At 65.9% G+C, this 13,514-nt stretch carries 12 protein-coding genes; 6 read left to right on the top strand and 6 right to left on the bottom strand.

The window, feature by feature from the left end; genetic code table 11:
* Positions 1 to 51 precede the first annotated feature (51 nt).
* Complete coding sequence (locus CFB81_RS33375; RefSeq protein ID WP_069619908.1) at positions 52 to 969, bottom strand: LysR family transcriptional regulator; 918 nt, start codon at positions 967 to 969, stop codon at positions 52 to 54.
* 140 nt (positions 970 to 1,109) lie between these two features.
* Here CFB81_RS33375 and CFB81_RS33370 point away from each other — a divergent pair, with 140 nt between their 5' ends.
* Positions 1,110 to 1,874: an SDR family NAD(P)-dependent oxidoreductase gene (locus CFB81_RS33370; protein ID WP_069619909.1), complete on the top strand. Its 765-nt coding sequence runs from the start codon at positions 1,110 to 1,112 to the stop codon at positions 1,872 to 1,874.
* Positions 1,875 to 1,995: 121 nt separating this feature from the next.
* On the opposite strand, the gene CFB81_RS33365 is transcribed toward CFB81_RS33370, so the two are convergent.
* A complete protein-coding gene (locus tag CFB81_RS33365) occupies positions 1,996 to 2,874 on the bottom strand; it encodes an SDR family oxidoreductase (protein WP_089437981.1) in 879 nt (292 codons plus the stop codon).
* A 196-nt stretch (positions 2,875 to 3,070) separates the two neighbouring features.
* Between CFB81_RS33365 and CFB81_RS33360 the strand changes: the two genes are divergently transcribed.
* Positions 3,071 to 4,033, top strand: a complete 963-nt coding sequence (locus CFB81_RS33360) for a GlxA family transcriptional regulator (protein ID WP_089437980.1) — start codon at positions 3,071 to 3,073, stop codon at positions 4,031 to 4,033.
* 119 nt (positions 4,034 to 4,152) lie between these two features.
* Here the strand turns inward: CFB81_RS33360 and CFB81_RS33355 are convergent, their stop codons facing one another.
* Positions 4,153 to 5,085: a LysR family transcriptional regulator gene (locus tag CFB81_RS33355; RefSeq protein ID WP_069619912.1), complete on the bottom strand. Its 933-nt coding sequence runs from the start codon at positions 5,083 to 5,085 to the stop codon at positions 4,153 to 4,155.
* Positions 5,086 to 5,294: 209 nt separating this feature from the next.
* On the opposite strand from CFB81_RS33355, the gene CFB81_RS33350 reads away from it, so the two are divergent.
* The 3 genes from CFB81_RS33350 to CFB81_RS33340 all read left to right on the top strand — a co-directional run bounded on the left by CFB81_RS33350 (position 5,295) and on the right by CFB81_RS33340 (position 7,776).
* On the top strand, positions 5,295 to 6,161 hold the full coding sequence (locus tag CFB81_RS33350) for an NmrA family NAD(P)-binding protein (RefSeq protein ID WP_089437979.1): 867 nt from the start codon (positions 5,295 to 5,297) through the stop codon (positions 6,159 to 6,161).
* A 222-nt stretch (positions 6,162 to 6,383) separates the two neighbouring features.
* Complete coding sequence (locus CFB81_RS33345) at positions 6,384 to 6,791, top strand: MAPEG family protein (RefSeq protein WP_069619914.1); 408 nt, start codon at positions 6,384 to 6,386, stop codon at positions 6,789 to 6,791.
* Positions 6,792 to 6,837: 46 nt separating this feature from the next.
* Positions 6,838 to 7,776 (top strand): PLP-dependent cysteine synthase family protein, encoded by a 939-nt coding sequence (locus tag CFB81_RS33340; protein ID WP_089437978.1) that lies wholly within the window; start codon positions 6,838 to 6,840, stop codon positions 7,774 to 7,776.
* Between the two features lie 217 nt (positions 7,777 to 7,993).
* On the opposite strand, the gene CFB81_RS33335 is transcribed toward CFB81_RS33340, so the two are convergent.
* The 3 genes from CFB81_RS33335 to CFB81_RS33325 all read right to left on the bottom strand — a co-directional run bounded on the left by CFB81_RS33335 (position 7,994) and on the right by CFB81_RS33325 (position 11,772).
* The gene (locus CFB81_RS33335) at positions 7,994 to 9,442 is read right to left on the bottom strand and encodes an aldehyde dehydrogenase family protein (protein ID WP_089437977.1); all 1,449 of its coding nucleotides are present in this window, start codon (positions 9,440 to 9,442) and stop codon (positions 7,994 to 7,996) included.
* Positions 9,443 to 9,445: 3 nt separating this feature from the next.
* Positions 9,446 to 10,549 carry a tartrate dehydrogenase gene (locus CFB81_RS33330; RefSeq protein WP_089437976.1) on the bottom strand — a complete coding sequence of 368 codons (1,104 nt, stop codon included), beginning with the start codon at positions 10,547 to 10,549 and terminating at the stop codon, positions 9,446 to 9,448.
* Positions 10,550 to 10,851: 302 nt separating this feature from the next.
* On the bottom strand, positions 10,852 to 11,772 hold the full coding sequence (locus CFB81_RS33325; RefSeq protein WP_089437975.1) for a LysR family transcriptional regulator: 921 nt from the start codon (positions 11,770 to 11,772) through the stop codon (positions 10,852 to 10,854).
* Positions 11,773 to 12,168: 396 nt separating this feature from the next.
* Here CFB81_RS33325 and CFB81_RS33320 point away from each other — a divergent pair, with 396 nt between their 5' ends.
* Positions 12,169 to 13,497, top strand: coding sequence for an MFS transporter (locus CFB81_RS33320; RefSeq protein ID WP_069619918.1), 1,329 nt, complete (start codon positions 12,169 to 12,171; stop codon positions 13,495 to 13,497).
* The last annotated feature ends 17 nt before the right edge of the window (positions 13,498 to 13,514 follow it).

Raw genomic sequence — 13,514 nt, 5'->3', positions numbered from 1 at the left:
TGACAGCGCGGTCATGGGGCAGGGTGCCCGACTCCGCCACCTGCCGGACCATCACTTCGGCCATCGCCAGACGGGATTGCCCAGATGTTCGGCGAAATAGTCGGACAATGCCGTCACCTTCGCCGGGCGTGCCCGTGCCGACGGCGTAACGAAATAAAGACCGCCCTTCGTCAGCGACCAGTCGGTGAGAATGGCTTCGAGGCGGCCATCGGCCAGATATTCATGGGCGATGAACTCCGGCAACTCGGCGATCGCCAGCCCGTCGAGCAGCGTCGGCAACAGCGCATCGGCGTTGGTGACGCGCAGCGGGCCCGTCGGCATCACCGGCTCCTCGTCGCCCGCGTCGTTCGTGAAGCGCCATACGGCACTCCGCGCGCGATACGCGTACGAGAGGCACGGGCGATCCGCCAACTCGCTCGGATGCGTGGGTCGCCCTTCGCGCCGCAAATATTCCGGCGATGCCACCACGAGTTGCGTGACCGCGCACAGCCGACGCGCGACCAGCGACGAATCCGGCAGCGCGGCGATCCGCAACGCGGCGTCGAATCCATCGGCGATCAGATCGACCGACGCATCCGATAAATGCAGGTCGATCGACACTTCCGGATACGCGCGAAAGAAGCCCGGCAGCAGTGGTGCGACCCAGCGCAGCCCGAATGACATCGGCACGGCCAGACGCACCAGCCCGCGCGGCTGCACCGACATCTCGCGCGCCGAGCTTTCCGCCTCCTCGGCCTGGCGATAGATCTCGCCGGCTTTCTCGCTGATCGTCCGGCCAAACTCGGTCAGCGACAGCTGGCGCGACGTGCGGTTGAACAGCCGCGCGCCGAGCCGCTCCTCCAGACGCGCCACCCCGCGCGAGACGGTGGCGACCGACACCCCGGTCGCGCGCGCCGCGGCGGCAAACGACCCGTGCTCGGCCACTTTCGCGAACATCGCGAGCCCTTCGAAATCAGGTAGGTGCGCCATTTCTCTTCATCTTTTCATTTCTGCAACGTTTGTTTGCGATTGATTCTATTTCGAAAAGATCAGCCCGTCGATATTCTCCTCACATCGCAGCACGTAACACCGAACCCAAACACTGCTGACCCACTGAAAGGAGCAATACCATGGCACGCAAACTCGACAACAAGATCGCACTCGTCACCGGCGCAACCAGCGGCATCGGGCTGGCCACCGCTCAACGCTTCGCGGCGGAAGGCGCTCACGTCTATCTCACGGGCCGCCGCCAGGCCGAACTCGATGCCGCCGTGAAGCGCATCCGCGAAGCCGGCGGCAACGCGACCGGCGTGCGTTCCGATTCCACGAAGCTCGATGAACTCGATGCGCTGTATGCGCAAATCAACGAAGAACAGGGGCGCCTGGACGTGCTGTTCGTGAACGCCGGCGGTGGTTCGATGCTGCCGCTTGGCAGCATCACCGAAGCGCACTACGACGAAACCTTCGACCGAAACGTGAAGGGTGTGCTGTTCACGGTGCAGAAGGCGCTGCCGCTGCTCGCCGATAGCGCATCGGTGATTCTGACCGGCTCGACGGCGGGTAGCGCGGGCACCGCTGCGTTCAGCGTGTATTCGGCTTCGAAGGCGGCGGTGCGTGCCTTCGCACGCAGCTGGATTCTCGACCTCAAGGAGCGTGGCATCCGCGTGAACACGATCAGCCCGGGCGCGACCCGCACGCCCGGCCTGCTCGATCTCGCCGGTGACGATGCGGCTCAGCGGCAGGGGCTGGCCGATTATCTGGCGGCGCAGATCCCGATGGGGCGGCTCGGCGAGCCGGAAGAGATCGCGAGCGCGGCGCTGTTCCTGGCGTCGGACGACGCGAGCTTCGTGAACGGCATCGAATTGTTCGTCGACGGCGGCCAGCAGCAGATTTGAGGGGGATCGACGCGACGTGGGACACGCGTTCGCGTCGATCGTCGTCAGTGCGCGCAGGAACGCGTTGGCGTGTGTTGTCGCCGTGGCGCCGGCCGGCGTTGTTTCTGCCGCGGACGTATCTTCAAGCCGCCGCGGACCGCCCTTGTGGCTGGGCGAGGTGCGCCAGCCCGAGGCTCTCCAGCGTCTGCGCCTGGATCGATGCTGCCTGGGCGTTGAGGGCGTCGGCGCCGAACGACTGGCCCACGACCACACGGGCGGGCCGCGTGCCGTTTGCCTGTTCGACGAGCTGCACGATTGCGTCGGCGACGTCGTGCGGGTCCGGCGCGTGGTCGCTCGCGAACAACGCCATCAACCTCTCCACCATCTTGTTCGGAATCGCACCGGCTTCACCGTAGCCGGCGGCGCGCGCGGCGTCGGCGGGCCGCTGCGCGCTGGCGAAGATATGCGTTGGATAGTTGCTGGGTTGAACGAGAACGACGTCGATGCCCAACGTCGACAATTCATAGCGGTAGCTGTCAGTCAACGCTTCGATCGCAAACTTCGATGCGCCGTAGAGACCGAAGAACGGAAACGTCACGCGGCCGAGTATCGAGCCGATGTTCACGATCAGGCCTTCACCCTGTTTCCTGAAGGTCGGCAATACCGCTCTCGACGTTCGCTGGATACCGAATACGTTCACGTCGAAGAGTGCCTGTACCTGCTTGGTCGTGAACGCCTCGGAAACGCCGGCCGACCCGATACCTGCGTTGTTGACGAGGACGTCGAGACGCCCGGTATTGTCCAGCACGGAAGCGACGCCGCGCTCGACGGACGCATCGTCCGTCACGTCGAGTTCGACGACATGCGCGCCGCTCGCCCGGAGGGCATCGGCATGAGGCCAGTTGCGGCCGGCGACGTCACGCATCGAGGCGAATACCCGGTGCCCGGCACGCGCGAGCGTTTCCGCGGTGTCGCGGCCGAAGCCGCTGCTGGCGCCGGTGATCAGAATGGTTCTGGACATGTCGAGTGTTTCCCAGCAAGAAGGTTGGAGGACCGCAACCGCATCCGTACGTGCAGGTCCGATGCGGTCGAGATGAAACGTGCGATGTCGTTGAAACCCCGGGCGGCCGGTGTCTTCATCGCGTTGCCACGCAGTCTAGGCTTCGCCCGGAAACCGGGCTATAGTCGTAAATGACATTAATAGTGGTATTTGCGACATGAGATTGACGATCCTGGCCCTCGAGGGCCTGTTCGATACCGGGCTGACGGTACTGCTGGATACCTTCGCGATGGCCAACGAACTGGCTGCCGCCCAAGGCTTCGCCGCACCGCCCTTCGAGGTGACGGTGGCTGGCGTGCGCAAACGCATTCGTACCGCGCATGGATTGTCGATGCTGGTGGAGCCGGCAAGCAGCGTACGCCACGCGGACTGGGTGGCCGTGCCCGCGCCCGGTATCAGAGAGCCGGAGCGCCTGATCGAGACGCTGCGGCGTCGGGACGTGTGCGATGCGATGGCGCACCTTCGTGCGTGGCATGCCGATGGCGTCGGCGTCGCCGCCGCTTGTATCGGTACGTTTTTGCTGGCCGAAGCCGGGCTGCTGGATCATCGCGAGGCGACAACGACCTGGTCGCTGTCGCCTTTTTTCCGTCAACGTTATCCGGCAGTCGATCTGAACGATTCGCGGATGGTCGTCGCCGCGGATCGCGTGGTCACCGCAGGATCGGCCATGGGCCATCTCGACCTTGCGCTGTGGTTGCTGCGTCAGGCCAGTCCCGAACTGGCGACGCTCGTGGCTCGCTTCATGCTGATCGACAAGCGTTCGTCACAGGCCGAATACATCATTCCGGATTACCTTGCGCACGCCGATCCGTTGATCGCGCGATTCGAGCGCTGGGCCCGCGAGAATCTTTCCCTCGGTTTCTCGCTGCAGACGGCGGCCGCCGCACTCGCCGTCGGACCGCGCACGTTGCAGCGCCGTACCGAGGCGGTACTCGGGAAGTCACCTTTGGCGTTCTTCCAGGATCTGCGAATCGAACGGGCGCAGACACTCGTGTCGATGGGTTACGACCTGGAGACGATCGCAAGCGAGGTGGGCTACGCGGATTCGGCGACGTTGCGGGCCTTGTTGCGTCGCAGGCTCGGCCGTGGGGTGCGGGAATTGCGTGCCGACAATCGGTAGCGAATCGGTAGCGCCCCCGGTACGGATCGGCATGGCTTCGTCAATGGCGAGCGCTTCGGCTTCGAGGACCGTCGCTGCGAATGCCGAAGCGAGGCTCCGTGGGTTCCGCCGGAACAGCACTAGCGCGCGCCGACGCCCCCGTGAATGCCCGTCAGTTCGACCACGAAATCCAGGAACGCGCGCGTCTTGGCCGGCACGTGATGCCGGGACGGGTAGTACGCGTATAACGGATACCGCTCGTCGGCCCATTCGGGAAAGAGATTGATCAACCGGCCGTCGGCGATCAGCGGCTCGGCGCCGAGCAGCAGCATCTGCGCAATGCCGGACCCGGCGAGGCACGCATTGAGCAGCGCGCCCGGATCGTTGACCGTCAGGCGTCCGCGGGTGTCGACCACGATGCGTTTGCGCCGGCGATGGAATTCCCACGTGAACGGCTTGCCTGTCTCCGGATTGCGAAACTCCAGGCAGCGGTGGCTGCGGTTTTCGAGGTCCTGGGGTTTGGCCGGCCGCCCCCGGCGTGCGATGTACGAGGGCGCCGCGACCGTCACGACGCCGGTATCGAGCAGCTTTCTCGCGATCAGGCTGGATGCGCGCGGTTCGCCGAATCGCACGGCGAGGTCGAAGCCGTCCGTGACGAGGTCGCCCAGGCTGTCTCGCGCGATGAGCTCGATTTCGAGGTCGGGATGCGCGTCCATGAACGCATCGAGCCGTGGCCCGAGAATGGCCCGGTAGACGACCGGATCCAGATTGATCCTCAGCCTGCCGCGCACGGCGGAGACGCCTCCTGCCGCCGCCGCCGCGGCTTCCTCCAGCCCGGCGAGATGGGGCATCACCTGCTCGTAAAAGCGGCGCCCTTCTTCCGTCAGCGAGACGGACCGCGTCGTTCGGTTGAAAAGCCGGATGTTGAGCCTTTTTTCCAGCCGCGCAATCGCTCGACTGACGCCCGGCGGCGTCATGCCGATGACGTCGGCGGCAGCCGAGAACGTCCCGGCATCGACCACGGCGGCGAATACGCTGATGCTGCCGGACAGTTTCTCGCTATTGGATCTCATGGTTGTTCGAGTGAATACGGATGGCGAATCGCGCGCGACCCACTGAAGGCCGGTACGCCAACGCCGCACAGCGCAGCCATTCGGGCGTCGGTGTCGATCATGCCGAATTGATGACGCGTTGTCACTTATCTGATGCCGTCCATGTCGTTTTGTTTTGGTCGGCATTTGTCGACAATGCGATCCGCGTATTCACACACGGAGAACGAGCAATGTATGCAATCACGGGAATCACCGGTCAGGTCGGCGGCGCGCTGGCGCGCGAGCTACTGGCCTCGGGTCGGTCGGTGCGCGCAGTGGTGCGCGACACGACGCGGGCAGCGGTGTGGGCGGAGCGCGGGTGTGAGATGGCGACCGCCTTCATGGAAGATCCTTCGTCGCTCGCCGCCGCGTTCGCCGGCGCGACGGGCGTTTTCATCCTGCTGCCGCCGGTGTTCGATCCGGCGCCCGGGTTTCCCGAAGCGCGGAAAGTGATCGAGGCCGTATCCGCCGCGCTTCTGAAAGCGCGCCCCGAAAAGGTCGTGTGCCTGTCGACGATCGGCGCGCAGGCCGACGAGACCAATCTGCTCACGCAACTCATGCTGATGGAGCAGACGCTGCGCGAGATGCCGATGCCGGTGACGTTCCTGCGGCCCGGCTGGTTCATGGAGAACGCCGCGTGGGATGTCGCGTCCGCGCGCGACGAGGGCGTCGTCGCCAGTTACCTGCAGCCGCTCGACAAGCCCGTGCCGATGGTCGCGACCGCGGACGTGGGCCGCGTTGCGGCGGAACTGCTGCAGCAGACGTGGAGCGGGGTGCGCGTCGTCGAGCTCGAGGGGCCGCACCGGGTGAGCCCCAACGATCTCGCGCAGGCCTTCGCTCGCGTGTTGGGCCGTGACGTGCGCGCGGAGGCCGTCGACAGGCGAACGTGGGAAGCACTGTTCCGCTCGCAGGGCATGAAGCATCCTCTCCCGCGCATGCGCATGCTGGACGGCTTCAACGAAGGCTGGATCGATTTCGAAAGTAATCCTGACGGCATCTTGCGCGGCCGTGTCGAGCTGGACACGGTTCTGGGCGAGCTGGTGTCGCGTACGGTCTGATTGAATGCGGCGGGCGACGCGTGGCGCGCTTGCGCTACGCCCGCCCATGCAGCGGATTTCCCGTCGGACGGATAGCGGCTTCCGTGTCGAAGGGATGTCGTAAATATCGCCATTAATGTCATTTATGACTATGGCGAACGACCTCGTCCCGCGTCTAGACTGCGAAGCATTTCCGGCATCCGCAGGCCCCTCCTGCGGCTCGGTCCGACAGAGGCCAATCCGATGACATTTTCGCCAGAACTTCACCTGCTGACGCTGACCGCGATCGCGACGCTGCTGATGTGGATCCCCTACATGCTGGCGAGAATCGTCACGCGTGGCCTGATGGCGGCCTTGAGCAATCCCGATCCGTCCTTCCCGCCTGATCCGCCGTGGGCGGAGCGCGCACGGCGCGCGCATGCGAACGCGATCGAGAATCTCGCCGTGTTCGCTCCGCTCGTATTGATGTGCGCAATGACGGGAGCGAGCAGTCCGGCGACGGTGTTCTCGGCCAGGCTCTATCTGGGGGCGCGGCTGGTTCACTACGTCGTCTACGCCGCAGGCATTCCGGTGGTTCGCACGATCGCTTTCCTGACCGGTTTCGCGGCAACGCTCACGTTCGCTGTCGCGCTGCTCGGCCATGCGACCTGACCGTTCCCCGCCTGGTCTTGCCCGTTCGCTTACTTAAGAGGTCAATATGAAATCGACTCCCGGCAGCATCCTCGACACGATCGGCAACACGTCGCTCGTCCCGTTACGACAGGTTGTCCCGAAGAACGGTGCGCGTCTGTTCGTCAAGCTCGAAAGTCAGAATCCGACCGGCAGCATGAAAGACCGGATCGCGCTCGCGATGATCGAAGCGCCTGAGCGCGATGGGCGTCTGAAGCCCGGCGGCGCGGTGGTCGAGTACACCGGCGGCAGCACGGGCGTGTCGCTCGCGCTGGTGTGCGCCGTCAAGCGGCATCCGCTGCATCTGGTCTCATCGGATGCGTTCTCGAAGGAGAAGCTGGATCACATGCGCCTGCTTGGCGCGAAGCTGACGCTCGTCCCGAGCGACAACGGCAAGCAAACCGAAAAGCTGACGAAGGACATGATTCGCGAGGCGCATCGGATTGCCGGCGAGACGGGCGCATACATCACCGCGCAGATGGAAAACACCGATCAGCTCGACGCTTATACGAAGATGGCCGACGAGATCTGGGAGCAGACCGGCGGCCGTCTCGACGGTTTCGTCCAGAGCGTCGGCACGGCTGCGTCGCTGCGCGGGATTTCGCGGCGCTTGCGCGAGCATGACGCACGCATCCGGATCGCCGGTGTCGAGCCGGCCGAATCGGCGGTGCTGTCGGGTGGGCCGACCGGCGCGCACAAGATCGACGGAATCGGCGCGGGCTATGTCGTGCCGCTTTGGCGCGACGGCATCGCGGACGAGCTCGAGCGCGTCACGACGGAGGACGCGAGAGCCATGGCGTTCCGACTGGCCGCCGAGGAGGGGCTGTTCTGCGGTATGTCGACCGGCGCCAACGTAACCGCCGCCTTGCGACTCGCCGAACGGCTCGGCCCGGACGCCACGATCGTGACGATCATGTGCGACACGGGCATGAAGTATTTGAAGTCGTTTGCGCAAACGATCGGTTGATGGCTTGGCGATGGATCGTAGGCCCCGGCTTTTTACGCGTGAACCTGCCCGTTCTTCGCGAGGCGCGTGGCGAGTATGGACAACGTGTCATACGCGTCGCGCGCGGCAGGATCCCACGCGCCGATCGCGCGCAATGGCGCCAGTGGTCACGATGATCAGTCGAGACATGGCGATTCTCCGGCGGCGGCCCCGCACGACCGTCGCACCGTTGCGACGCTCAGTCGTGCCTGATCGCGATGGTCTTCAGCGCGGTAAAGCCGAGCAATGCCTCGAAGCCTTTCTCGCGGCCATATCCGCTTGCCTTCACGCCGCCGAACGGCAGTTCCACGCCGCCCCCGGCGCCGTAGTTGTTGATGAAGACCTGTCCGGCCTGCAGCTTGCGCGCGAGCCGCAGCGCGCGAGCGCCGTCGCGCGTCCACACGCCCGCGACGAGGCCGTACTGCGTGCCGTTCGCGAGTGCGACCGCCGCGTCTTCGTCGTCGAACGGCATGGCTGCGAGCACGGGGCCGAATACCTCTTCCTGAGCGAGTTCGCTGTCGGGCGGCACGTCGCGGAACAGGACCGCTTCCTGGTAGTAGCCGGCACCCGATGCGCCGGCCGCGATGGTGCCGCGCGCCGCCACGCGAATGCCGTCGCCCTGCGCGCGCTCGACGATGGCCCGGACCCGGGCATGCTGCTTCGCATTGACGAGCGGCCCCATCTCCAGATTCATCGACGGCGGCCCCGAACGCAGCCGCGCAAATTGCTGAGCGAGACGATCGAGCACGCGCTCGTAGACGGCGCGCTGGACGAGCAGGCGGCTGCCGGCCGAGCAGGTCTGCCCCGCGTTCTGCACGATCGCGTTGACGATGACGGGCAGCGCCTGGTCGAGATCGGCATCGTCGAACAGTAATTGCGGCGACTTGCCGCCCAGCTCGAGCACCGCCGGGCAGTGACGCTGGGCGGCCGCGCGGCCGACCAGCGCGCCCGTTCCGGTCGATCCGGTAAACGAGATGTGGCGAATGCCGGGATGGGCCGACAGGGCCGCGCCGGCTTCGCCGCCCAACCCCGTGACCACGTTGACCGTGCCCGCCGGAAAGCCGACCTCGGCCGCGATTTCGGCCAGCCGCAGAATGGACAGGCTCGCATCCTCCGCCGGCTTGACCACGCACGCATTGCCGGCGGCGAGCGACGCACCGACCGAGCGACCGTAGATCTGCATCGGGTAATTCCACGGAATGATGTGGCCGGTCACGCCGATCGGTTCGCGCACCGTCAATACCGTGAACCCGGCGGTGTAGGGCAGCGTGTCGCCGTGCAGCTTGTCGACGCATCCGGCGTAGTACTGGAGGTAGCGCGCGAGCACCGCTGCGTCGGTACGTGCGGTGTTCAGCGCCTTGCCCGTGTCGCGCGCTTCGAGCTGCGCGAGCTCGTCGGCATGCCGCGAGACGGCCGCGGCGTACGCGAACAGCAAGTTGCCGCGCTCGACCGGCGACAGCTTCGCCCACGGGCCGTCGAGCGTGTCGCCCATCGCGCGCTGTGCGGCGGACACGGCGTGCTGCACGTCCGTCGCGTCGCCGCGCCCGATCGTCGCGAACGGTTCGCCGGTGCTCGGGTCGACGACGTCGATCCGCGCGCCGGTATGCGGCGCGACGCGGGCGTTGTCGATGTAGTGATCAAATTGCATGGGTCATTCCTCGATCGATGCGGGATTCGCGACGGTGTGCGCAATCGCGGCGCCCAGTTCTTCGGTGCTGGCCGTGCCGCCCATGTCGCGGGTGCGCGGGCCGGCGACGAGGACGGATTCGATGGCCGCCACGATTTCGGCGGCCGCGGCTTCGTAGCGCGATTCGCCGCGACCGAGGTGTTGAAGCAGCAACGCGGCCGACCAGATCTGGCCGATCGGATTCGCGATGCCGCGGCCCGCGATATCGGGTGCCGAGCCGTGCACCGGCTCGAACAGCGACGGGAAGCGCCGCTCCGGGTTCAGGTTCGCCGACGGCGCGATGCCGATCGTGCCGGTACAGGCGGGGCCGAGGTCGGACAGGATGTCGCCGAACAGGTTCGACGCGACGACGACGTCGAAGCGATCCGGATTCTGGACGAAGTGCGCGCACAGTATGTCGATGTGATATTTGCGCGTTTCGATGTCCGGGAACGATCGGGCGATCTCCGCGACGCGCTCGTCCCAGAACGGCATGGTGATCGAGATGCCGTTGGATTTCGTCGCCGCCGTCAGTTGCTTGCGCGGGCGCGAGCGGGCGAGTTCGAATGCGAACCGGAGCACGCGATCGACGCCGACGCGCGAGAAAACCGATTGCTGCACGGCGATCTCGCGGTCGGTCCCGGTAAACATCCGGCCGCCCACCGACGAATACTCGCCTTCCGTATTCTCGCGCACGACGATGAAGTCGATGTCGCCCGGCTGGCGCCCGGCGAGCGGCGCGGGCACGCCCGGCATCAGGCGAACCGGCCGCAGGTTCACGTATTGATCGAACTCGCGCCGGATCTTGATCAGCGATTCCCATACGGCGACGTGGTCCGGCACGATATCGGGCGCGCCGACGGCCCCGAAGAAAATGGCGTCGTGCGCACCGATCTGCCGTGCCCAGTCGGCCGGCATCATCGTGCCGTGGCGAACGTAGTGATCGGTACACCAGTCGCCGAATTCGTCGAACACGAGCGGAATGTCGAAGCGGTCCGCGGCAGCGCGCAGCACGCGCAAGCCTTCGGGCATCACTTCCTTGCCGATGCCGTCGCCGGCGATGACCGCGATGCGGTGCGGGTTCTTCATGTTGCGGGAAGCCTCCATGCCGAAGCCGGCGCCCCGCACGGCGGGGGCAGACACGGGGACGGTGCGCGAGCCGGACCGCATCGAACTGCTGCGCGGCGGCCTTCGATACGCGACGCTGCATCCGGTCACCCCGGATCGCGTCGGCATGTCTCCCGTGTCTCTTCCGTTGCGGTAACCGGCGGACTGTTGAATCTGTCCGTCGAATCTACTGCGTCGCAGGCGCCGGAAGGAAGTGCGGATCCGTGAACGGGACCTTCGAAAATCTGCAACACGCCGGCGCGCGCGGACGTGGGGCGGCGCGGTCAGTCGTTCGACTGCCCGGCTTCACCGGCGACGAGCGAAGGCGGCGCGAACGATGCGAGGAACTCGAACAGCTTGCGCGTCGGCAGCGGCACGGAGCCGGCGCGAATGCCGACCGACATGACGCGGTTCGCCCATGGATCGTTGAGGCGAATGAAACGCAGGCGCATCGGTTCGCGAAACAGCGCGACCGCGCGCTCGGGCAGGATGCCGATGCCTTGCCCTGCGGCGATCAGCCGGCACATGGCTTCGAAGCTCTGCACCTGCACGCGGAAACGGACCGACTTGCCGAGCAGCGCCGCTTCCCTGACGAGCGAACGCGTGAGTTCCGAGCGGTCGTCGAGCGCGACCAGATCGTGGTCGAGCAACGCGCTGAAGTCGATCGAATCGCCGGCGAGCGGGTAGTCGTCGGGGACGACCACGCTGGCGCGGTCCATGCAGTAAGGAGCGAGGTGGATGCCCTCGGGCGCGGTGCGCGACGTGACGATGCCGACGTCCGCGCGGCCTTCGCGCAGCGCCTGCAGGATGTCGGAACTTCTCAGCTCGCTGATCTGCAGCTTGATGTCGCGATAGCGTTGCGAGAAGGTACGCAACTGATCGGGCAGATCCTGGCTGATCGCCGAGATGTTCGCGAACACGCGGACGCGGCCGACCGCGCCTTTCGTATAGTCGGATAGTTCGCTGTAGATCGCATCGGTGCGCAGCAGCAGGTCGGTCGCGTGGCGCAACAGCGCTTCGCCGGCGGGCGTGAGTTCGACGCCGGCCACCGTGCGGTTCAGCAGCACCACGCGAAAGTGATGCTCGAGCAGCGCGATCCGGCGGCTCGCGGTGGACAGCGACATGTGGGACTGCTGCGCGGCGCGCGACAGGCTGCCCAGCTCGGAGGCACGGACGAACAGGGCGAGGGACGTGAGATCGAACAAGCGCAGGCTCCGATTGAAACTGCGGCAAGTATGTCATCCATCGCCGCGCGCGACGGCATCGGGCGAAGTGGTGCTAACCCTGACTGGCTCTGACCGGCCGCGAATGGTGCGCCGCACACCGCGACGCCGCCGTCATGCCGCGAAGGCCCGTGTCGTGCGGGCGGTCAACGGGCGGAATCCGTTTCCGATGGCTTGTGCGTTGCACGGTACGATAGCTGCCCGCGCGTGCGTTCGAGATATTCGAAGTGCCGCTTGAAGGATTTCGCATATCGGGTGGGCGGGGCAGCCGGGTAGATTCGAACCGTCCCCTGTCGCACACACCTATATCGACAGCGACTGCACGCGTGACGACGCAAGCATGCACGCGGGGCCATCCATGAACTTTCGGAGACAAACGTGGAAATCGACGCGACCTGCAACCCGGGCGAGCTCGCGGCCCCGGCATCGGCGCACGACCTCGCCCAGGAGGACCGGATCTTTCGTCGGCTCGCCGTGCAAATCCTTCCGATCCTGATGTTCGCGTACGTCACGTCGTACATCGATCGCGTGAACGTCAGCTTCGCCAAACTGCAGATGAGCCAGCATCTGGGCTTTTCCGACGCGGTGTTCGGCTTCGGTGCGGGGATATTCTTTCTCGGTTACGTGATCTTCGAGGTGCCGAGCAACATGCTGCTGGTGCGCGTCGGGCCGCGCCGCTGGATCACGCGGATCGTCGTGTCGTGGGGCGTCGTGTCGGGATTGACGGCGTTCGTGTCCACGCCGATGCAGTTCTACGTGATGCGCTTTCTGCTCGGCGTCGCCGAGGCCGGCTTCATCCCGGCCATCGTGCTCTACATGGCCCGTTCGTTCCCGGGGCGGCGGCGCGCGCGGATCCTGTCGATGTTTTATGCGGCGCTCGCGCTGGCCGGGTTGATCGGATCGCCGTTGACCGGCTTCATTCTTCAGTATTTCGACGGGGCGATGCAGATACCGGGCTGGAAATGGATCTTCATCCTCGAGGCGCTGCCGGCATTCCTGGCCGCTTTCTACGTATGGAAGGGGCTCGACGACGACGTCACGCGCAGCGAGCGCTTCTCGCCCGCGGATCGCGCCGTCCTCGCGCGCGTGCTGGCGGAAGATCGTGCGACGACCGAGTCGACCGATCACCGCGGTCTGTTCTCGAGCTGGCTCGTGTGGGCGTTCTGCGTGATCTACTTTCTCGACGTGTTCGCGATTTACGGCTATACATTCTGGGCGCCGACGATGATCAAGCAGATGGGCATCGGCAGCGATTTCGTCATCGGCTTGCTCGCCGCGCTGCCGAACGCGGTGGCCGTGGTCGTGATGGTCTTGTTCGGACGCAGCGCGGACCGGCGCGGCGCGCGGCGGCTGCACGTCGCCGCGCTTTTGCTGATGGGCGCGACCGGGCTCGGGCTGTCGGTCGTCTGGCACGATCAGCTGTGGCTCGGCATGTTCGCCCTCTGCATCGCGAACGCGGGGCTCATCTCGTTTCCGCCGCTGTTCTGGAGCATGCCGACCGCGGCGCTCGGCACCGCGTCGGTATCGATGGGCATCGCGGTGATCAGCTCGTTCGGGAACCTCGGCGGCTTCTTCGGGCCCTATGCGGTCGGCTACCTGAAGCAGATGTCGGGCGGTCTCGCCGCGCCGCTGTTCGTGATGGTGGGGTGCCTGTTGCTGGGCATCGTGCTCACGATGCTGCTGCCGGCGCGGCTGGTCGAGCGGTAACGGCAATCCATTTCGCC

The sequence above is a fragment of the Burkholderia sp. AU28863 genome (assembly GCF_002223195.1).
Lineage (GTDB): Bacteria > Pseudomonadota > Gammaproteobacteria > Burkholderiales > Burkholderiaceae > Burkholderia > Burkholderia sola.
The sequence above is the reverse complement of the archived record's forward strand: the minus strand, read 5'-3'. Positions and strand labels throughout refer to the sequence as shown.